This window comes from Chitinophaga sp. Hz27 (assembly GCF_042263525.1).
Taxonomy (GTDB): domain Bacteria; phylum Bacteroidota; class Bacteroidia; order Chitinophagales; family Chitinophagaceae; genus Chitinophaga.
Map to the genome: position 1 here is coordinate 232704 of NZ_JBHKFJ010000009.1, position 20840 is coordinate 253543.

A 20840-nucleotide genomic window follows, 5' to 3' on the forward strand; every position below is an offset into this window, starting at 1 on the left:
ACTACATCGGGTTATATTGCACCTGGTATTGCCAGATGCTTCGGTTCTTCATCAAATAATCATCCAGCTCGTGCATCCTGCTTTTCGGGCCCCGGATTTCATAATTCACTTCTATCACTTCATCTTTCTTCATTAACAACATACGCCTGATCTGAAGATTGTATTGTCTGATACTCGCCTCCAGTACGGCTTGTGTTAATTCAGCTTCTCTATATTGTATGACGTAGATACGTTTATCGTTTCTTTTCGCCACGAAATGCTCTAGATATTTTAATATTAATAAGACAACCATAGCGCCTGCCAGTGCAAATGTAGCAAGCATATACTGGCTCATGCCTATAGCCATACCGATGGCGGAAGCTATCCAGATACTAGCGGCAGTGGTGATACCATCAATCGCAAATTCACCTTTGAAGATAACGCCAGCACCCAGGAAACCTACGCCAGTGAGGATATTGGAGGCTACTCGGTCAGGACTGCCGGGGTTACCAAGTTCGGCAGACAAGATAGTAAAGACGGTGCTACTCATACAAATCAGTGCCATGGTACGCATACCAGCGGCCTTACGTTTATATTCCCGCTCTATACCAATTACACAGCCCATAACAAGGGCCACTAACACTTTGAGCACCTGGTCTTGTCCAACTATCTCTATGATATGTTTCATCGGTTATCTTATATATGCAAATGTAAGGTTTGGCTCCTGAAATCGTTTAATTGAAAATTTTCTAAAAAAGTAAACTTTTGTGTTATATAAACGTTATAAAGTTGGAATATTTTTTGAATCAACCAATATCCTAAAACCCTTATATGAAACTTATCCTTTATAAAGTTGGCGTAGCAGTATCCCTGGCAGCAATTTTCAGTCTCATAGCTTATAGTTGTGCACTGGCTGCCAATTATTAACCGTTGATAAACATTTTATCTGTGCGAATACAATATATTTGTTTCACAAACGCCTCCATTTTTGTGAAACCAATAGCACTGATACATGGGTAATGAAACCAATTCCACGGCGGAACAGAAGCAGCCGCTTAAATTAGCATCCCTGAAGAAAACATTCCGTCTGTTCAGCTATGTTAAACCATATTGGCCCCAATTTGCACTGGGCCTCGTTTTCCTGCTGGTATCCAGCCTTGCAGGATTAGCCTTTCCTAAATTGCTGGGAAACCTCGTTGATCCAAAGAGTGCTGAAAGCCTCTTTCATGGAATGAACTCCTCTGCGGTATTATTGCTGGCTGTCCTGATAGGACAATCAATATTTTCATTTTTCCGCATCATCCTCTTTGTAAATGTTACAGAGAAAACACTGGCAACACTCAGACAGGCGGTATACAGCCACCTGATCAAACTGCCAATGAAATTCTTCCTGGAACGCAGAGTGGGTGAGCTGAGTAGCAGGATATCAGCAGATATTTCCTCCTTACAGGAAACATTTACCACCACACTCGCCGAATTTATACGGCAGATGATCATTATAGTTGGTGGTATCATTATTCTTCTCAGCACTGCATTACAGTTAACTGGCTTTATGTTGGCGGTATTGCCGGTCATGATGCTGGCAGCAGTATTTTTTGGAAAATTCATTCGTAAGTTTTCCAAACAGGTGCAGGAACAAGTGGCAGCATCCAATACTGTTGTGGAAGAAACGCTCGCCGGAATCCTCAATGTGAAGGCATTTGCCAACGAATTCTTTGAAATCGGCAGATATAAAACCCGAACCAATGAAGCCGCACGTATCGGTATTAAGGGTGGTAAATATCGCGGCGCTTTTTCTTCCTTTATCATACTGGGAATTTTCGGAGCCCTGGTGGCTGTAATCTGGAGAGGGGTAGCTTTAGGTATGGAACCTTCCCAATTATTAACCTTCGTAATGTACTCCGTATTCATTGGTGGCTCTGTAGCCGGCCTGGCAGAAGTTTATACCAACCTGCAAAAAAGTATAGGCGCTACAGAACATCTGCTGGAAATACTGGATGAACCGGTAGAAGATATTACGCCCGTAACGGTTATCTCTGAAGAGAACCAACTGGAAGGCAGTATCAGCTTCAATGATGTATCATTCCATTATCCATCCCGCCCGGACCTCACTATTATGAATGGTGTCAGCTTTGATGTGTCGCCAGATCAGAAAGTAGCCCTGGTAGGGCCTAGCGGCGCCGGTAAGAGTACCGTGGTTTCCTTATTACTTCGTTTATATGATCCTGTTAGTGGAGAGATAAAATTTGATGGTCGCCCTGCGAAGAGCATTCCGTTGTCGGAGCTGCGTTCGCAAATGGCGGTAGTACCACAGGATGTATTCCTGTTTGGTGGCACCATCCGGGAAAATATCGCCTATGGCCGTCCAGACGCCACAGATGCGGAACTGGAATCGGCTGCGCGACAAGCTAACGCCTGGGAGTTTATTCAACGATTCCCTAATGGTCTTGATACCATCGTTGGTGAAAGAGGTATTCAGCTCTCTGGTGGCCAGCGCCAGCGTATAGCCATCGCCAGGGCGGTGCTGAAAAATCCTCGTATACTGATCCTCGATGAAGCCACGTCGGCACTGGATTCTGAATCAGAAAAACTGGTACAGGATGCCCTCGACAAACTGATGGAAGGGCGTACCTCAATCGTCATTGCTCACCGATTGGCAACTGTCCGTGAAGCAGATAAAATTATTGTATTAGATAAAGGACGTATTGTGGAAGTAGGTACCCACTGGGAATTAATTGAGCTGGAAGGTGGGCTGTACAAGACTTTGAGCGAAATGCAGTTCAGTCACTAGTCAATATTCTCCCAAAAGTCCGCAATGCCCGCAGAGAAAAAACCTTCGGCTTTTGTTCCGCCTTCGGCGACCACGCAAAGCAGCATAAGAAGCAAAGCAGCATAAGATCTACATTATATTTGTTAAAAAGGAATCCCCCCGCCATTGGCAGGGGGATTCCTTTTTAATCTTTATTATTATTAGAATATAACATAATCCTTTGCTGCTTATGTTGCTTAGCGAGAAAAAAAGCTACATATACGGCTTCATCTCCTCATCAATATCTTTTCTTAAATCCATCAGCTTTTTAGCGTATGCTTCCATACTGATCTCATTCACCGTTCTGGGCATCCACTTCGGTACAGATGTGGTTTTACCTGTATCATCTACCGCAGCAAAAACCATTACACAGTGCGTGGTCTTGGTTTTTGTTTGCTGACGTGGATTGCCTGCAAATACATCTATGGAAATATGCATGCTGCTGTTTCCTGTATAGATGATATTAGCGGTAATCTCTACCAGGTCTCCAATCTGTATTGGTTTAAAAAAGCGGATCCCCCCAACATAAACTGTTACGGCATATTGTCCGCTCCAATTGGCAGCACAGGTATATCCCGCCTGGTCAATCCATTTCATAACGGAGCCCCCGTGTACCTTTCCACCGAAATTTACATCTGAGGGCTCTGCTAAAAATCTTAATGTTATTGTGTGATAAATGGAGTCCATAGAAATTGAAATAATTTAAGCCGACTCCAAATTACGAATTAATAATTATCTCCACCGCCCATTTCTCCATTGCTATCCTGCTTGCCATTTTTACGTTTGAACAGATGGGTATCCATCTTGCCAAAACGCCATGCAGCATTGAGTCGCAGTTCACGGGTGAGACGCTTGCGATAGTTTTCCTGTTGGGAATAAGCAGTATTTGTATAGCTCAGGTTCCTGTCGCTGTTGAAGATGTCGTTGATACCAAGAGAAATGCTCAGGGCTTTGTTCTTCAGCATGTCTTTCTTGATAGCGGCATCCACAGACCAGGAAGGCATACGCTCACCTTGTGGCAAGATTTGTTTGGATTCATACACGCCATTTGCCTGGAAAGTCAGGTTCCATGGGAGTTTGGTGTTACTATTCAATTTACCGAACCATGTGAAGCCCTGGTTAGTCAGATTGCTGTTATCCTGAGACGCATTGATTTTAGTTTGTGCCAGGTTAGCATTGGCAGTGACATCCCAGAATTTTGTCAGTTGTGTTCTTAATGTCAACTCGGCACCGTAAGAATTACGGGAGCTGGCATTAATTGGATAAGACAACAAGATATGCTGAGATACGCCATTTACAGTCATGAGGGTATCTTTATAGAAATCAGTGATCGCATTAGTGGTGTTACGGTAGTAAACAGACATTAATACATTCACTTTATGGTTGAAATCTTTCAGGTAGGAGAACTCGAATGAGTTAGTAAACTCAGGACTCAGGCTCGGATTACCTGTGCTGGCGCTGGTACCATTCAGATTGATGGTAGGCAGCAAGTCCATAAACCATGGACGACGAATACGACGGCTATAGTTTAACTGGATCTCATGATCCCCTTTGAACTTCTGAGACAAGAAGAGGCTAGGGAACAGGCTTATCGGGTAGTTTACTTTGTAAGATTGATATTGACCTAATAAAGATTCTCCTTTATAAAAAGATTGTTCTGCTCTCATACCCACCTGGTAGCCGAAATTGTTAATGGCATTAGTATAGGTAGCATAAGCTGCATTGATCTGTTCAGAGTAGCTGTAGTTACTGGACAATGATGAATCCAAAAGATAATCCGTAGAAGGATAAGTCAGTCCGAAGGTATTTGTATAGCTGGTAAACTTACGTGTGTTAGTACGTAAACCTGCTTCAATTTTAGATTTTTCTGTCAAGGGATTTACATAATCGATCTGGCCAGTGATATAAGTGGTATTACCACCACCTGTGCCATAGCGCTGTTGCGGCTTAGGATCAAAGATGTTGTCACCATTTTGATCATGGTACTGCAGGCTATAGTTAGAGGAGTTGTCACCGTTAGAACGGTTGTAGGTAAAGTCCGCGGTTAGTTCATGGCCTTCCTTTGCGAAGGTATGTTTATAGCCAAACTGTGTAGCATAGTTACGGAAACCGTTTTTGGAATTATCAACGCCTGTACTGGAATTGACGATGCTGCGATGATCGTCCAGGTTGTTGATAGTTTGATCATTATAACGGTTAAAGTTACCACCAGTAATGTTTTCAGAAATGCTGATGGTATTACGGTTATCAATGAACCAATCGAAACCTATGCGGCCATTCTGGAAGCGGCGATAGAAGTCACCATCTTGTAATTGTTCGGTATAGTTAGTCGTGTCGCTGCTAATATTTTTTCTGAACAGACGGCTGGTCATTGGAGAAACTCTGTTACGGAAAGAGTAGTTAACGAAGAAATTGAATTTCTCCTGACGCATGTTGAAATCCACGCTACCATTGCTACTGCCGAGGTTAGATCCACCAGCGGTGATCATACCATTGATACCTGCTTTCCTGTTTTTCTTCAGTACGATGTTGAGGATACCACTCATGCCTTCTGCATCATATTTAGCAGATGGATTGGTTACCACTTCGATCTTGTCGATGGCATCAGCAGGGATTTGATCCAGTGTAAGCGTGGTTGGGCGGCCATCTACAAAGATAGTGGGCGCACCATTACGAACAGAAACATTTCCGTCAATATCTACATTTACAGAAGGTACTTGTTTTAAAACATCAGTTGCGGTACCGCCAATACTCGATAAATTTTTATCTACGTTGAAGACACGTTTATCTATAGACATGCTGTAGGCAGGCTTTTCACCTACTACATTTACAGCAGCCAGCGTTTTAGAATTTGATTTCATTTTGATATTCCCTACATCTACATTACTGGCTTTAGGTGCCAGCACGGCAGATTTGAAGAAGGTTTCATATCCGATGAAATTGATTCGCAGGATATATTTTCCCATGGGCAAAGTTTCAAAAGCGAAGTCGCCATTGGGTTTAGACAACATGCCCGTGAGCACGGAGGAATCAGCTTTCAATACTGCGACAGAAGCGTATTCAACGGGTTTTCCAGTCTGTGCATCGATTAATTTTCCATACAGCGATCCTTGGTTGTCGCCACTACCTTTGGTCCCTGGTTGCTGGGCAAATAGCGGTGATTGTAACAGCAACATCCATCCTGTTAGCAACAAAACAATTTTTCTCATAATAACTTTTACTAGCTTCCAACATTAAATAGCAGTGGCTAAAATAGTTCATGATCACTTACAAAATCGTTTTTTTAGGATGAGCGGAAGTATGGAAATCAATGCTATTCAGTGTTTTAACTTTGTCATCTCATGAGATTCTTTGTAGTGGCAGGTTTAGGGAGATGATTGCCATACGCTGAAGTAGTGTTAATTAATGTTAACCAGTTATCAGTTATACATGATTATTTAGTCAGATGGATTAAATAATATAAATGTGATATATGTTTGAATAGAGAAAAGAAATTCGTATTGCCTATACCGTTGTACTTGTCAAAGTGCTGAGAAAAAAGCATTTGTGGATAAAAAAGCGTCAATATGGGCTTTATTCTTTTCCGTGATAACGAAGAGCGACGTATCTTTACAGCCAGCTGTTGCGTTATTTTAATTTTTTTATATGCATAAGGATTACCGACCGGACTGGGATATTTACACGTGCCATATTGAAGAAAGTCCAGCAGTAATAGGCCTTGACCTTGATCTGAGACGATTCGCACCATTGAAGGAGAAGCCGAATGCCATATATATAACAGTTTATCTGAACAATCCACGTGAAGACGGATTTCCGCATAACGATGAATTTGCACTCATGGGTGAAATTGAGGATAGATTGGTGGAAGAGCTGCAAAACAAGCTGGAAGCGCATTTTGTAGGTCGTACCTTCTCAAATGGTGTAAGGGACTTTTATTTTTATACGGACAACACCTTGTTGCACGACAAATATATTACGGATGCCATGCAGGCATTCCCGCAGTATCGATATGACTATGGTGTGAAAGAAGATAACAATTGGGAGCTTTATTTCGATTATCTCTTCCCAGATGTTTATGAATTTCAGCGTATCCAAAACAGGAAAGTATTAAGAATGCTGCGTAAGCATGGTGATAATGCTGAATTAGAACGTCCCATTGAGCATTGGATACATTTCAAAACCGAAGAAACCAAAGATATTTACTGGAAGCATATCCAGGAAATTGGATTCACGCTTTTGCATGATCTACGTGTAGAGGATAACCCGGAATATCCATTCCGCCTTTGCATCGTGCGCCCAGATAAAGCAACAGAAGCCGTTATTGATAAAGTAGTCATGACACTCTGGGAAGTTGCACAGCAAGTAAATGCCGAATATGATGGCTGGGAAACCAGTATTATGAAATAACTGACTGCGCTTGTATTCAGCAACAAAGCCTGCGGATATATCCGCAGGCTTTGTTTTTTAGGCTTCCCTCTCTAATTAACAGAGATGGTATACCAGAACGGTTACTATTTTAAATAGTCCGTTTCATCATATCAATTACACAATAATCCAGAAACAAACTTGTTATTATCTCCGCATCATACCACCAATCAGAGAGATGATGAACATAATAAGGAAGATAAAGAACAGAATTTTAGCAATGGAAGTAGCGCCTGCGGCTATACCTCCGAACCCAAAAATAGCTGCAACAATTGCTATTACCAGGAAAATGGCTGCCCATCGAAGCATAACGTACAATTTAGGTGAATAATAGAGTGGCGATCGTTCCCACCTGTTTACATTCTACAACTTTCAAGAATCATTCCCGTTAAGTAAAATAGATACTGCTGTTTACAAACCATTTTTTTTATTTATAATTGTTTACCGGGATTTCATTTGAGGAGGATTTTTAAAATATTATTGACTATAACTGTTACCTGCCTGCTGTACATACCGCCGGCAGGGCTTCTTGCTGCCACTTTTCAGCAGCAACAGCCCCCCGTTTGCCGGCCATTACCCTATATAGGCGACACAGTTATCCCTCATTTAGCGAGTCCTCCGGCAAAACGCCCCCCTTTAGGTGATACTGCGGTTAAAACACATAATGGACTATTCAGGCGCATTTTTGAATATGGTGATTCCTTGAAAAATAAGGCATTCAGAGATTCTCTGATCCGCAGAATGACCAAACAGAACGTTCCAGAACCCAATCCGGTCAATACTGACAGCGCCATCGTAAAAAGTGAGGCATATTTTACACCATATGCGGGCAAAGTGATACGGGATATCCACTATAAGCGTGTGCCGGTATTTGGCCCCAGCAACATTAACGATACAACCTTCACCACTTCTATGAAGCTCCTGAAGTTCGCCAACCGACTTCATTACGACTCCAAGGAATGGATGATACGCCAAAACCTATTCTTCCGGGAAGACCAACGGCTGAACCCTTTTGACATGGCGGATAATGAACGTTACCTGCGTAACAGGCCATTTATCCAGGATGCACGTATCTACGTAATTCCGGGAGATCCCATGTCTGATTCCGTAGATATAGAAGTACTCACCAAAGATGTATTTGAGTATGGTGCGGATGTTTCTCAGGTAAGTGCCAGCGATATCGCAGCAAAAGTATATAACAATAACCTCCTGGGTGCCGGACAAGGGGTGCAGGTAGGCTTCAACTGGCGAAGTAATTACAGCCCTACCTGGAATACAGAATTCCGTTATACGAAAAGTAACATCGCCGGTTCCTTCATTGATTTTGCTGCCGGCTATAGCACGTTGAATAATACCAACCAACTGGATTCCAATGTTTATGAAGGTACCTACTATATAAGTTTTAACAGGCCCCAATACCGCAACTCCGCGAAAATTGTTGGCGGGCTCACTGTCGCCAATAACTTTTCTATCAACATCCATGGAATGAATGATAGCCTGTACCGCGACTACCGCTATTTTATTTTTGATGCCTGGCTGGGATATAACTTTATCAATAACTACGACCATAATGGAAGGTCGGGGCGTAAACCTAATGTGGCAATACTTGCCCGGCACTATAACCTGGACTTCCAGCGAAAGCCTGATCAGCCCCAGTTTAAGGAAGACCCGGTGTATAATAACCATCGTTATTATATTCTTGAATTACAGGCGTATCGACTCGATTATTTCAAGGCTCACTATTTCTTCGGCTTTGGAAGAACAGAGGATATTCCACTGGGATATAATGTCAATATTTCCTCCGGTTGGGAAACCTGGAAAGATCGCCGGCGTATTTACACAGGTACGGAGTGGCAGAAGTTCTGGTTAACAAAGAACCAAGGTCTATTTAATACCACAGTGGGTTTCGGAACTTTTTGGTTGCAAAACAAAGCTGAAGATGCCGTGATGCATGCACGTGTGGAATATTACAGCAGACTACTAAAAATTTTCAAAGGTCGGTTCCGTCAGTTTATAATTACAGATTATCTGAATAGCCCGAATCCGTATTTCTACAAACCACTTAACATTAATATGGAGCAGGGGATATGGGGCTATAGGAATACTACGCTCAATGGCTACCAGCGCCTGAACTTCAGCTCAGAAACCGTGTATTACAGTCCGCTAAAAATACTAGGTTTCAAATTTAATTTCTTTACTAGTCTGCAAGCGAGTATGATCTCCAATAATAGTCCTGACCTGCTGAATAACCCAATCTACTTTGGTGTTGGGGGGGGGATGCGTATCAGGAATGAAAACCTCTCGCTGAATACCCTCAAGCTATCAGCATATTATTATCCGAATGCGCCGCCACCGATGAATAAGCTCCGCATAGAAATTACGACTGTGGTAGATTTCAGATTTGATATCTCTGCATTAAAAGCACCATCGTTTATAAGTTTCCGCTGATATCCGAATCGATTGTCTTAAATTTAGATACAGAAATAATGGAAACTCATGGAATGGAAAAATAACCTCAGCAGCATGTTGGGTATCATTTACCCCATTGTTCAGGCCCCCATGCTGGGCATCACCACACCAGAAATGGTAGCTGCAGTATCGAATGGTGGCGCACTTGGTTCTCTTCCCATAGGAAACATTGCGCCAAGTACTGCCAGGACGCTGATCCAGCAGGTTAGAAAACTTACCACAAAGCCATTCGCAGTAAATGTCTTCGCTTACGATATTCCTATATCTCCGGATCAAACATCATTTGATGCCATGCAGAATATGCTGCAAGGCGTTTATACACGCAATGGATTAGGAGTACCGCCCATTGATCTTAAAACACTTTCTTTCTTTTCTTATAAAGATCTGCTGCCGGTATTGATAGAAGAGAAAATTGATATCATCAGTTTCACCTTTGGCATTCCCGATGCAGCAGGCGTTTCTTTACTAAAACAAAGTAATGCTAAACTCATTGGTACCGCCACCAGTCTGGAAGAAGCGGTATTGCTGGAGCAACGTGGCATGGATGTAATAGTAGCGCAAGGTATTGAAGCGGGAGGACACAGAGGGTCCTTCCTGGCCGATAGTTTCCCGCAAGTGGGTGTAATGGCATTGGTGCCACAAATAGTAGATCGTGTAAAGGTACCTGTTATCGCCGCTGGCGGTATTGTAGATGGTCGTGGAGTAGCCGCTGGCTTGATGTTAGGAGCTTCAGGCGTGCAGCCAGGCAGCGCATTCTTATTGTGTAATGAAAGTCAGGCCACTGGCGCTCATAAAGCAGCTATCGCAGCAGCTACGGACACGACTACACGATTGACGCGTGCGTTTTCTGGCCGCTGGGCAAGAGGCCTCACCAATACATTAATAGCAGCTGTGGAAGATGCTAATGTAGATATTCTCCCTTATCCATACCAGGATGCATTGACGCAGCCAGCACGAAAGGCTTCCAGGGAACAGGATAATCCTTCCTTTGTGGCGATGTGGGCCGGACAAGCCGCTGGCCTGGCGAAAGAGAGACTCGGCGCTGCAGAAATCCTTCAGCAAATGATCTCACAAACGGAGCAGCTGATACCTTCATTAGCTGCTACTACTAATAACGCCGCTGCAGGTAGCCCGGGTAATCATTCATAATTCCATCTTCATCAAAATATAACTGCGCACTGAACCCGCTTTCCAGGTTTTCATATAACCAGGAATCCGTGTTCAGTCTCGTATATCGTTGTTGCATTTTATGGAGCTCAAACTCTGGTAACAAAATATAGATGACGGAAATAACTTCACTCTCGCCATCTTTTAGATGCGCAAGTCTTTTTACGGGAAGCGAATTCGTAAAAGGGGTAAGTGAAATATCTATATCAATACAACCATTAAGGGCGCTGATTTCATTGCCTTCCCGATCGTACCATTCGCCATGAAGATTTGATTGGAGCTTCAGCTCTCGTTTATCTGCACCCTCGGCACGAATCGTGAAAGCTTCTGTTTTCCAATCATTCGTAATTTCTACTTCATAACTAATTGAAAAGGGCGTATCGCGGATTACACCAGCAATATGTCCATGGGCTAACTGAAATACCCCTTTGTTTTCTAAAGTAAAATATTCGGTGGCAGTCCACCGGAGCGCCTGCCATACTGCTAGTTTCATACTATCTGTTTACTATCGAAGGTTTAACTTTAATGATAACAAGTTTTGAGGTGGGGGTATTGCTTTTTTCAGCAACACTGTTTACAGGCACCAGCACATTCGTTTCCGGAAAGTACGTGGCAGTACAGGTTTCCGGAATATTGTATGGTATCACTATAAAGCCATAAGCAACCCTGGTTATATTATCATAATAATTGTACAAATCTACTAAGTCTCTTTCTTTTAAACCAGCTTTTATCATATCGGCCGGATTCATCAGAATTACCCGGCGTTCATGATAGATACCTCTGTATCGGTCGTCAAGGCCGTAAATTGTAGTGTTGAATTGGTCATGACTACGTATAGTCATCATCATCAATTCATCAGCTTCCAGTTTAGTATAAAGTGGATCAGCTACCTGAAAGTTTGCTTTGCCAGTTTGTGTATTAAACTTGCCAACGCGAGAGCCATTTGGCAGATAGAAGCCCCCTGGATGTCTTACGCGTTTATTATAATCGTCAAAGCCAGGGATCACCTGCTGAATATCATCCCGGATATTATCATAATGCACTGCATATTGCTGCCATGGTGTGGCAGTTTTACTTCCCAGCAGCGCCTGCGCTAGCTCACAAACAATTACGGGTTCACTTTTCAGATGCTCTGATACCGGATGCAAGTTACCTTTCGACATCTGTATTACGCCCATCGAATTCTCACAGGTAACAAACTGATGTTCCCCGTTGACCATGTCTTTATCGCTACGCCCCAGGCAAGGCAATATGATGGCCTCTTTGCCATGTACCACATGACTCCTGTTAAGTTTGGTAGAAACATGGACAGTCATTTCACAATTGCGTAGGGCCTGGGCGGTGTATTCGGTATCTGGTGTTGCGGAGAGGAAATTTCCTCCCATAGCTAAAAAGAATTTAGCGTCACCTTTGTGCATGGCCTTAATGGCATTGACAACATCGTAACCATGCTGCTGTGGTGGTTTGAAGCCATATACTTCTTCGATCTTCTGTAATAAGGAAGGAGCAGGTTGTTCGTAAATACCCATGGTACGATCACCTTGTACATTGCTATGTCCACGGACCGGACAGGTACCTGCACCGGGTTTGCCAATACTTCCTTTCAGCAGTAGTAGGTTTACCACCTCACGAATGGTATCAACAGCATTTTTATGCTGTGTGAGGCCCATAGCCCAGCAGGCAATGATCCTACGTTTATTCATGAGCGCTGCAGCTGCGGCCCTGACTTCATCCTCCCGTACGCCGCTGGCTTGTACCAGTTGCTGAAAGTTTTGTGTGCGGAGATGTTCAATATAGGCTTCAGCACCGTACGTGTTGTTTGCGATGAAGTCCTGATCAAAAACTGTCCCGGGGTTTTTATCTTCTTCTGCCAGCAGTAGGATACAGATGGCTTTTATCAAAGCCATGTCTCCATTAATTTTTACTTGCAGGAAGATGTCTGCCAGATGTGTTTCAATATTTAAAAATCCCTTGACGGTTTGTGGGTTCAGGAATCCCAACAGGCCGGTTTCGGGAAGAGGGTTTACAGCAATAATGTGCGCGCCGGCGGCTTTTGCTTTCTGCAAGGCCGTAAGCATGCGTGGATGGTTGGTGCCAGGGTTCTGGCCAAGGATGATGATGATATCTGTTTCGTAGAAGTCTTCCAATGTAACAGAGCCTTTTCCAATACCAACGGCTTCTCCCAGGGCTACGCCGCTGGATTCGTGACACATATTGGAGCAGTCAGGGAGATTATTCGTACCATATTCTCTGACCAGTAGCTGGTAAAGAAATGCTGCTTCGTTGCTGGTGCGCCCCGAGGTATAAAAAACAGCTTCATTGGGCGATGCCAGTGTATTGAGTTTATCAGCAATTTTGCGATAGGCATCTTCCCAGGAGATAGGTGTATAGTGAGTAGCGCCAGGGGCGAGGTACACTGGTTGCGCTATCCTCCCTTTTTTGCCGATTTCATAGTCTGTTAGTTCACCTAGCGACTGTATACTATTAGCGGCGAAGAATTCGGGAGTAAGTTTTTTGGTGGTAGCTTCTTCTGCTACGGCTTTGGCGCCGTTCTCGCAGTATTCTGCAATCGGGGAGCGCTCATCATCCGGATCGGGCCATGCGCATCCCGGGCAATCGAATCCATGTTTCTGGTTAACTTTCAGTAGTGCTTTCATTCCTCTGAAGGCATTCATCTCTTCGAGGATATGTTTCATACTGGATATAACAGCAGGAATCCCTGCAGCTACTGTTTTGGGTTTGCTGAGTTTTAGCCCTGTGAATTTCACAGGGTTTTGATCTCCCTGCATGCTCGAATATTTTTAATGATCAAATCTTAACACGATGTGCGCCTGTATAAATATTGAAGCGGTTTTCCCGGAGGAAGCCGATCAGCGTCATATTCCAGGCGGTAGCCATTTGAACGGCCATACTGGAAGGAGCGCCTACGGCAGCAATAAATCCTATGCCTGCCATGGCGGCTTTCTGTATTAGTTCAAAACCTGCACGTCCGCTGAGTAATAACATATATTGTTGTAGGGGGTATAGCGTTGTTCTTAAAGCTGCACCTATAATTTTATCTACTGCGTTGTGCCGGCCGATGTCTTCCTTCATTAAAATCAGCTCGCCTTGCTGGTTAAACAGTGCGGCGGCATGGATACCTCCGGTGCTGTCGAACAGCGATTGCTGTACCCGTAAGGATTCCGGCATTTTAAGTATGGTAGATGTATTGGCCTGAAGAATAGCATTACTCACGTTAACGCCTGTATGAATACTGCCGATTTCCTGTTTGCCGCATACCCCACAGGCGGCGGTAGCGGCAAAGTTACGTTGACTTCCACTTAACTGGGGAAGAATATTTTCTTTTAATGATACTGTAATGATAGTGCCTGCAGCGGTATCTTCTGTTTTCATATGTGCGATGGCGTTATACTGCTGAATAATGCCTTCTGAAAACAGAAAGCCGGCGGCAAGGTCTTCATCGTCACCAGGTGTGCGCATGGTAACGGAAATACTTTGCTGCCGGCGATTATGCGTAGGGCCGTGAATAAGCCTAATTTCCAGCGGTTCTTCTGCTGCCAGGATATCATCAGTGTCCAACATTTCCTGCTGGTCCACCTTTCTTATGCGGGTATGTATTACAGGCTTTGTCATCCCTAAAAATAAGTAATCTTACTGCAAAAATACCATCATACTTTCACAATCATTTTCCCGCTGTTCTTTCCTGAAAACAGCCCTAACAGCGCCTCTGGTAATTTATCAAATCCTTCTGTCACTGTCTCTGCATTCTTTATTTTTCCTGCCTGTATCCAGGTAGCCAGTTGTTTAATGCCTTCCCCAAACCGTGGTGCATAATCACCAATGGTAAAGCCCTGCATAAGAACGCTCCGGGTAACCATTAATGGTTGTACGCGTGGGCCAATGGGTTGCTCTGTATTATTATATACAGAGATCTGCCCACATAGTACCACTCTGGAATGGAAATTCAAGTTAGCCATTACAGCATCTGAAATATCTCCACCTACGTTATCAAAATATATGTCTACGCCATTAGTACAAACACTGGCAATGGCGCTTTTGATGTCTTTATTGTTCTTATAATCTATTGCTGCATCGAAGTTGAAATTATCGGTCAGCATTTTCACCTTTTCTGCTCCGCCCGCGATACCTATTACTCTGCATCCATAAATTTTGCCAATTTGCCCGACTACAAGGCCGACCGCTCCGGCTGCCCCTGAGATCACAATGGTTTCACCTGATTTAGGCTTACCAATATCTGTCAGGCCGAAATAAGCGGCGAGTCCTGGCATACCGGCAATTCCCAGATAATAGGTCGGCGGCAGGGAAGGGTCCAGCTTACGCAGATTGTTGGCAGGGTATACAGCCGCTGTTGTCCAGGGCATTAATGGACGGCTGCTTTGCAGCATGACATAATCGCCTTCCTGAAAGGCCTTGTCGTTGCTCTGTTCTACAATAGCGATTGCACCGCTTTCAATAGGAGCGCCTACTTCGAATGGAGGGATATACGATTTGGCATCGTTCATGCGTCCGCGCATGTATGGATCCACGGAATAGTAAACGGGTTTAATCAATACTTCTCCGGGCCCTGGATTGGGCAGGTCGGTGGTAATAAATTCAAAAGTGCTGTTGTCGGGTAAGCCATGTGGTCTTGCGGCTAAAATGATCTGCTGAATTTTCATGTCCGTGAATTATAGATAGTTCTGGTGTAACTGTAATTTACAGAATCCGGTCTAACTTGTAAAAATTAAGATCAGGCAGAAGCACATAAATCAATGGCAATAATGTAATTTCGGTTTATTAATGAACATTAAACCCTAACACAACTATGCGTTTAGACGATGAACAAATGAGTGATAACGTCGAGAAGCGGTCTGGCGGAGGTGCTCGCACCGGTATAATCGGCGGAGGTATCGGCGCTGTCATCATTTTTGTTATTGCGCTATTCCTCAAACAGGACCCTCAAACCGTTATGCAGGCCGTACAACAGGTCCAAGGCAACGGCGGCGGAGAGGGCACTTCAGAGCAGCTGACCAAAGACAACAGCAGTGCTATCGAACAGTTTTCTGCCAAAGTATTGCACAGCACCGAAGATGTATGGTCAGATCAGTTTGCCAAAATGGGCATGACCTATTACAAACCTAAAATGGTACTATTCACAGATGCTACTGTTTCTGGTTGCGGTGGTGCTGAATCAGCCATGGGCCCTTTCTACTGCCCGGCAGATAAAAAAGTTTACCTGGACGTTTCCTTTTTTAATGAGCTGGAACAACGTTTCCGCGTACAGGGCGACTTCGCCAAAGCCTATGTGATAGCTCATGAAGTTGGCCATCACGTACAAAACCTGTTAGGCATCAGCAATAAACTTCATTCTTTACGCGGTCGCGTGAGTGAAACTGAATACAATAAATACTCCGTAATGCTGGAACTGCAAGCAGATTTCTTCGCAGGCCTCTGGGCAAACCACGCAGATAAAATGAAGAAAATTCTGGAATCAGGTGATATTGAATCCGGTCTGAATGCTGCCAGCGCTGTAGGCGACGATAAACTACAACAAGCCAGTACAGGTCGTATTGTGCCAGATGCATTTACTCACGGTACTTCTGCACAGCGTATGTCGTGGTTCAAAAAAGGCTATGAAACCGGAGATATCCACCAGGGAGACACCGGCATAGGATTAGGCACTGCTGCAAATGCGAATTAATATTTTGCTATAAATAAAAAGCCATCTCCCTTGACAGAGATGGCTTTTTTTATGTCTTTACACGATCTATTCTATTCCCAATATCTCTTTTGCCAACGCAATCATCCTCGGATCTCCGGTATATTTCCCGCTTACATCGCTTAGTTTAACCACTGGCGTCCACTTTGGTGCATCTTCGGGATGAGCCTCGTACATCTTAATGACGATATTCAATGGCTCCAGTCCTACATCATTCGTGAAGTTGGTGCCAATCCCGAACGATATACCAATTCTACCTCTGCAATAGGCCGCTATTTCAGCCACCTTTTCATAATTAAGGCCATCAGAGAAAATGATAGTTTTACTCAATGGATCTACACCTTTACTTTTATAATGAGCAATAGTATTATCAGCAAACAGCAGCGGGTCGCCACTGTCATGACGCACTCCGTCAAATAGTTTCGCGAATTTCTTATCAAACTGCTCGAAGAAAACAGCGCTGGTATAAGTATCAGACAAAGCAATTCCTAAATCGCCGCGATATACATTGACCCAGTGCTCCAGCCCCAGCATATTCGCCATTTTGAAGCCATATTTGGCCGCATGGAACATGAACCACTCATGTGCATGTGTGCCTACTGGAATAATGCCATTACGCATGGCCAGATGTACATTGCTGGAGCCTATGAAGCATCCTTCGCCGTACTTACGTAGTGTTTGTACAACCAGCTTGTGTACGGCCAGGGAATGCCTGCGTCGACTACCAAAATCAGCGATGGTGATTTTCAGCTTAGCATAGTTCTGAATTTTTTCTTTTGTTATAGAGATGACCTCTTCATCTGAAACTCTTTGCTGACCTGTCTGTTCATAGTATAGCTCACATATGAGCGACATCAAAGGCACTTCCCATAAGATAGTCCTGTACCAATAACCATCTACGATTACCTCCAGCTCGCCGCCATGCTGAGAAATATGTACTTCTTCCTTATTATATCGGTAACCCTGCAGGAAATCGAGATAGGTAGGATCCAGGTAAGGGCAGGTAACACTGAGATATAGTTTTTCTTCTCTGGTAAGATATAACTGCTCCATTTCATCTACTGCCTGACGCAGCACCTGGTCGAAACCAGGAGGGAAAGCATGTTTACCGCGGTTAATAAATTTATATCGTGCCTGTGCCTTGGGAAACAGCTTCACCACGCAATGTTGCATGGTAAACTTGTAAAAGTCATTGTCCAGTATAGAAGTTATTTTCATTCCGTTGCTCATGTCACTGATTTGATTTTTATAGATGATGACCACAGTATTTACAGTATTCGGCATCGTCGTCGAAGGTATCCTTATGGCAGTTAGGACAGTTGCGAACAGCCACACTGGCGCCAGCGCGAATCCTGCTCATCTCTACGGTTACAATGCCGGTAGGTACCGCAATAATAGCATAACCCATTATCATGATGATGGCCGAAAATGCTTGTCCCAGCGGAGTTACAGGTGCAATATCGCCGTAACCTACAGTTGTTAGCGTTACTACTGCCCAGTAAATACTCACGGGGATACTCGTGAACCCTGAATTATGTCCTGTTTCAATGACATACATAATAGAACCCAATACAATGGTCAGTAGTAAGATGAAGAAAAAGAAAACGGCAATTTTTCTTCTGCTTCGCTGTAATGCTAAGGTTAGCTGCTTGCCTTCATGGAGGAATGGCACCAGTTTGAATATACGAAAAATACGAAGCAGTCGTAGTATACGTATGGTGATCAGATAATGCGCTCCGCCTAATAAAAACTCCAGATAGGTAGGTACTATACACAGCAAGTCGATGATGCCATAAAAACTAAGCATATACTTTTGGGGTCTGGGTGAACACCACACCCTGAAGATATATTCAATTGTAAATAAGACGGTAAATACCCATTCTAATATATGCAACACTTGGTGGTACTTTACTTCCAGCTCTTGCACACTCTCCATCATTACGATCGCCACACTGGTAAGAATTGCCAGTAATAGCATCGTATCAAAAAATTTTCCGGCATGGGTATCTGCCAGAAATATTACCCGATAGAACTTCTTCTTTAACCCAGGCTTGGGTTTTAATGATTCGTTAGTCATCCTCCTGATTTCTTAAATTGAAACAAATGCTATATAATATATGTTTAAATTGCATCATTATAAGCGTTAGCTCTAAAAGAAGTCTTATATTAATAGTACCGATATTCTTGATTAAACCCGATGATTACAATGAGTGAACCTGAAATGGCGGACATACTGCGCTCAGCAGTAAGTCGCAATATTACGCGCGCGCACACAGCTTACAGGCTTAAATTGCTTTCTCTGTTTATGGAAAAAGGAGTTGATCTCACCCCAGACATGTACTTTATTCTCCGATACTTATGGAGTGAACGCGATGGTTGCCGGCAACAGGAGCTTGCCGACAAAACTGACAAGGATAAGGCCAGTTTAACAAAGCTGGTAGATAATCTGGAGAAACGCGGACTTGTTACCAGAACCGCAGACGGTGAAGACCGCCGAAGTAAACGTGTTTGGCTGACACCCCATGGCAGACAATTAAAAGAAATAGTATATCCGTTGGCGTTATCTGTTGTAGAACTGGCAGAAAAAGGTATCCCACCAGAAGATATTGTAAAAGTAAAATACACCTTGGAGGCGTTATGCCATAACTTAAGACGATGAACCTTAAATCATATGAATGGCCAGCAACTCACCTTTCTATGAATGGGTGCCCAGACCCCTGGAGGATGTCTGCATCGTAGGCATGCTGCTGGCACAAACGCTTATTAGTGGCGTTTCTTCCTATTCTATTAATGAGGTGACTGCTGGATTAGGCCAGGAAAATGAAATCATCCGTATCGCCTTTTATGGCAGTAGCATCGGATTGGTTACCATGTTACCCATCTATTACCGCCTGCGGCAGTTCTGGATTCGAAAGCGGCTGCTTATGATTTTCCTCACCCTGGAGCTATTGCTCTGCTTTATTGCACCCATGATGCACTATGGCTGGGAATTCGTAGCCGTTAGCTTTTTTATGGGCGTAGTCAAATGTGTCTGCCTGATAGATGGAATTGGGATGTTGATGGCAAGATTCAATAAACAGAACAGCCGTGGCCTGTTCTATGGACTATACTATCCCATTTCGTTTATAGGCGGCCAACTGGCGGGTTTCCTTGCAGCATGGGGTATCATTCACTATAATTGGTCATTTACCTATTATATAGCTATTCCAGGGGTTACCTGTAGCCTGGCAATAGCGACCTTTCTGTTGCATCCCAAACGTGCAGGACATAAGATCCCGCTATATCAGATGGATTGGACAGGATGTTTCTTTTTTATACTTTTCTGCTTTGCTCTCAGTTATGTTTGTGTATTTGGAGAAAGACTGGATTGGTTTGAATCGCCTGATATACGACTGGGAGCCGGGATATTCCTATTTGGGTTTGTATTTTTTATCCTGCGGGAACTTACTGTGAAAAGGCCTTTCATCAAGCTACAAACGCTGAAGTTGTTTTTTCAGGTTAGAGTAGGTGTTGTATTTATGTTGATGTTATACCTGGTATATAATACTAACGCCATCCAAACAGCCTTTATGGAAAGAGTACTGCATTATGACCATGAATACGTAGCCAGTATCATGTTGTATATGATACCATCTTTCCTGATTTTTATACCGCTAACGGGTATACTATTACATAGGCATTATTCCGTCAGAATTATTTTATTTATTGGATTTACACTCTTTACTATCTATTATTTTATTACGGCTCATTTGTTCTATCCAGAGCTGGCAGAAGAACTGCTGATACTGCCACAGCTATTGAAAGGCGCGGCTTATGGCATTACCATTACTACGTTATCCTATTATGCATCTACCAATGTTACCAAAGAATATAATGGCAACAGGGCCTTCTTTAGTGTTGGCGCCAGGTATGTGATTGCATTCCCGATTTCGGCGGCTATTATTGGTGAATGGTTTTTTCATGCCCAAAGAAAACAAGCGATGTTACTGTCTGAAAAAATAGGACTCGACAATAACGCACTAAATAGCTTTTTAGGAGGAATGCGACATACATTTCAAACACGGGGATTTGATGTAGAACAATCTCAGGCCGCCGCAACAGCCATACTGCAAAGCAAGCTACAGCAGCAATGCATTATGCTTGCTGGTCAGGATCTATACACCTGGCTAGGTATTATTTCTCTGATGATGAGTGTGCTGGTACTGTTGATTAAGAAACTGGATGCACATTATGAATGGAACCGGAACAGGTATTCCCTGTTAGACAGCTAGC

The 20840-nt window shown here is 43.5% G+C and carries 17 protein-coding genes; 7 read left to right on the forward strand and 10 right to left on the reverse strand.

The genetic code is table 11. The annotated features are described in order from the left end of the window. Position 1: 1 nt before the first annotated feature. Entirely contained in the window at positions 2 to 667 is a 666-nt protein-coding gene (locus ACE38W_RS22140; protein WP_375834844.1) for an MgtC/SapB family protein, read from the reverse strand. A 324-nt stretch (positions 668 to 991) separates the two neighbouring features. Between ACE38W_RS22140 and ACE38W_RS22145 the strand changes: the two genes are divergently transcribed. Then, positions 992 to 2770, forward strand: coding sequence for an ABC transporter ATP-binding protein (locus tag ACE38W_RS22145; protein ID WP_375834846.1), 1779 nt, complete (start codon positions 992 to 994; stop codon positions 2768 to 2770). A gap of 231 nt (positions 2771 to 3001) precedes the next feature. Here ACE38W_RS22145 and ACE38W_RS22150 read toward each other — a convergent pair whose 3' ends face one another. After that, entirely contained in the window at positions 3002 to 3475 is a 474-nt protein-coding gene (locus ACE38W_RS22150; protein ID WP_375834849.1) for an acyl-CoA thioesterase, read from the reverse strand. Between the two features lie 38 nt (positions 3476 to 3513). Further along, positions 3514 to 5997: a TonB-dependent receptor domain-containing protein gene (locus ACE38W_RS22155; RefSeq protein ID WP_375834851.1), complete on the reverse strand. Its 2484-nt coding sequence runs from the start codon at positions 5995 to 5997 to the stop codon at positions 3514 to 3516. 436 nt (positions 5998 to 6433) lie between these two features. Here ACE38W_RS22155 and ACE38W_RS22160 point away from each other — a divergent pair, with 436 nt between their 5' ends. Further along, positions 6434 to 7195: a DUF695 domain-containing protein gene (locus tag ACE38W_RS22160; RefSeq protein ID WP_375834854.1), complete on the forward strand. Its 762-nt coding sequence runs from the start codon at positions 6434 to 6436 to the stop codon at positions 7193 to 7195. A gap of 165 nt (positions 7196 to 7360) precedes the next feature. On the opposite strand, the gene ACE38W_RS22165 is transcribed toward ACE38W_RS22160, so the two are convergent. Beyond that, positions 7361 to 7522: a DUF1328 domain-containing protein gene (locus ACE38W_RS22165; protein WP_375834857.1), complete on the reverse strand. Its 162-nt coding sequence runs from the start codon at positions 7520 to 7522 to the stop codon at positions 7361 to 7363. A gap of 147 nt (positions 7523 to 7669) precedes the next feature. Here ACE38W_RS22165 and ACE38W_RS22170 point away from each other — a divergent pair, with 147 nt between their 5' ends. Both ACE38W_RS22170 and ACE38W_RS22175 read left to right on the forward strand, forming a co-directional pair. Next, positions 7670 to 9661 carry a hypothetical protein gene (locus ACE38W_RS22170; protein WP_375834860.1) on the forward strand — a complete coding sequence of 664 codons (1992 nt, stop codon included), beginning with the start codon at positions 7670 to 7672 and terminating at the stop codon, positions 9659 to 9661. Between the two features lie 48 nt (positions 9662 to 9709). Continuing rightward, positions 9710 to 10831: an NAD(P)H-dependent flavin oxidoreductase gene (locus ACE38W_RS22175; protein WP_375834863.1), complete on the forward strand. Its 1122-nt coding sequence runs from the start codon at positions 9710 to 9712 to the stop codon at positions 10829 to 10831. Here ACE38W_RS22175 and ACE38W_RS22180 read toward each other — a convergent pair. The 4 genes from ACE38W_RS22180 to ACE38W_RS22195 are packed head-to-tail and all read right to left on the reverse strand — an operon-like array spanning position 10791 to position 15528. Continuing rightward, the gene (locus tag ACE38W_RS22180) at positions 10791 to 11342 is read right to left on the reverse strand and encodes a putative glycolipid-binding domain-containing protein (RefSeq protein ID WP_375834866.1); all 552 of its coding nucleotides are present in this window, start codon (positions 11340 to 11342) and stop codon (positions 10791 to 10793) included. The genes ACE38W_RS22175 and ACE38W_RS22180 overlap by 41 nt on opposite strands. 1 nt (position 11343) lies before the next feature. Further along, positions 11344 to 13638 carry an FdhF/YdeP family oxidoreductase gene (locus ACE38W_RS22185; RefSeq protein WP_375834868.1) on the reverse strand — a complete coding sequence of 765 codons (2295 nt, stop codon included), beginning with the start codon at positions 13636 to 13638 and terminating at the stop codon, positions 11344 to 11346. 19 nt (positions 13639 to 13657) lie between these two features. Then, entirely contained in the window at positions 13658 to 14482 is an 825-nt protein-coding gene (gene fdhD, locus ACE38W_RS22190; RefSeq protein WP_375834870.1) for a formate dehydrogenase accessory sulfurtransferase FdhD, read from the reverse strand. A 35-nt stretch (positions 14483 to 14517) separates the two neighbouring features. After that, positions 14518 to 15528 carry an NADP-dependent oxidoreductase gene (locus ACE38W_RS22195; protein ID WP_375834873.1) on the reverse strand — a complete coding sequence of 337 codons (1011 nt, stop codon included), beginning with the start codon at positions 15526 to 15528 and terminating at the stop codon, positions 14518 to 14520. Between the two features lie 146 nt (positions 15529 to 15674). Between ACE38W_RS22195 and ACE38W_RS22200 the strand changes: the two genes are divergently transcribed. Continuing rightward, positions 15675 to 16550, forward strand: coding sequence for a neutral zinc metallopeptidase (locus tag ACE38W_RS22200; protein ID WP_375834876.1), 876 nt, complete (start codon positions 15675 to 15677; stop codon positions 16548 to 16550). A gap of 66 nt (positions 16551 to 16616) precedes the next feature. Here the strand turns inward: ACE38W_RS22200 and pncB are convergent, their stop codons facing one another. Continuing rightward, complete coding sequence (gene pncB, locus ACE38W_RS22205; RefSeq protein WP_375834878.1) at positions 16617 to 17798, reverse strand: nicotinate phosphoribosyltransferase; 1182 nt, start codon at positions 17796 to 17798, stop codon at positions 16617 to 16619. Positions 17799 to 17814: 16 nt separating this feature from the next. Further along, a complete protein-coding gene (locus tag ACE38W_RS22210; RefSeq protein ID WP_375834881.1) occupies positions 17815 to 18645 on the reverse strand; it encodes an ion transporter in 831 nt (276 codons plus the stop codon). A 129-nt stretch (positions 18646 to 18774) separates the two neighbouring features. Between ACE38W_RS22210 and ACE38W_RS22215 the strand changes: the two genes are divergently transcribed. Continuing rightward, a complete protein-coding gene (locus ACE38W_RS22215) occupies positions 18775 to 19227 on the forward strand; it encodes a MarR family winged helix-turn-helix transcriptional regulator (protein WP_375834883.1) in 453 nt (150 codons plus the stop codon). 16 nt (positions 19228 to 19243) lie between these two features. Continuing rightward, a complete protein-coding gene (locus ACE38W_RS22220; RefSeq protein WP_375834885.1) occupies positions 19244 to 20839 on the forward strand; it encodes an MFS transporter in 1596 nt (531 codons plus the stop codon). Position 20840: the final 1 nt, after the last annotated feature.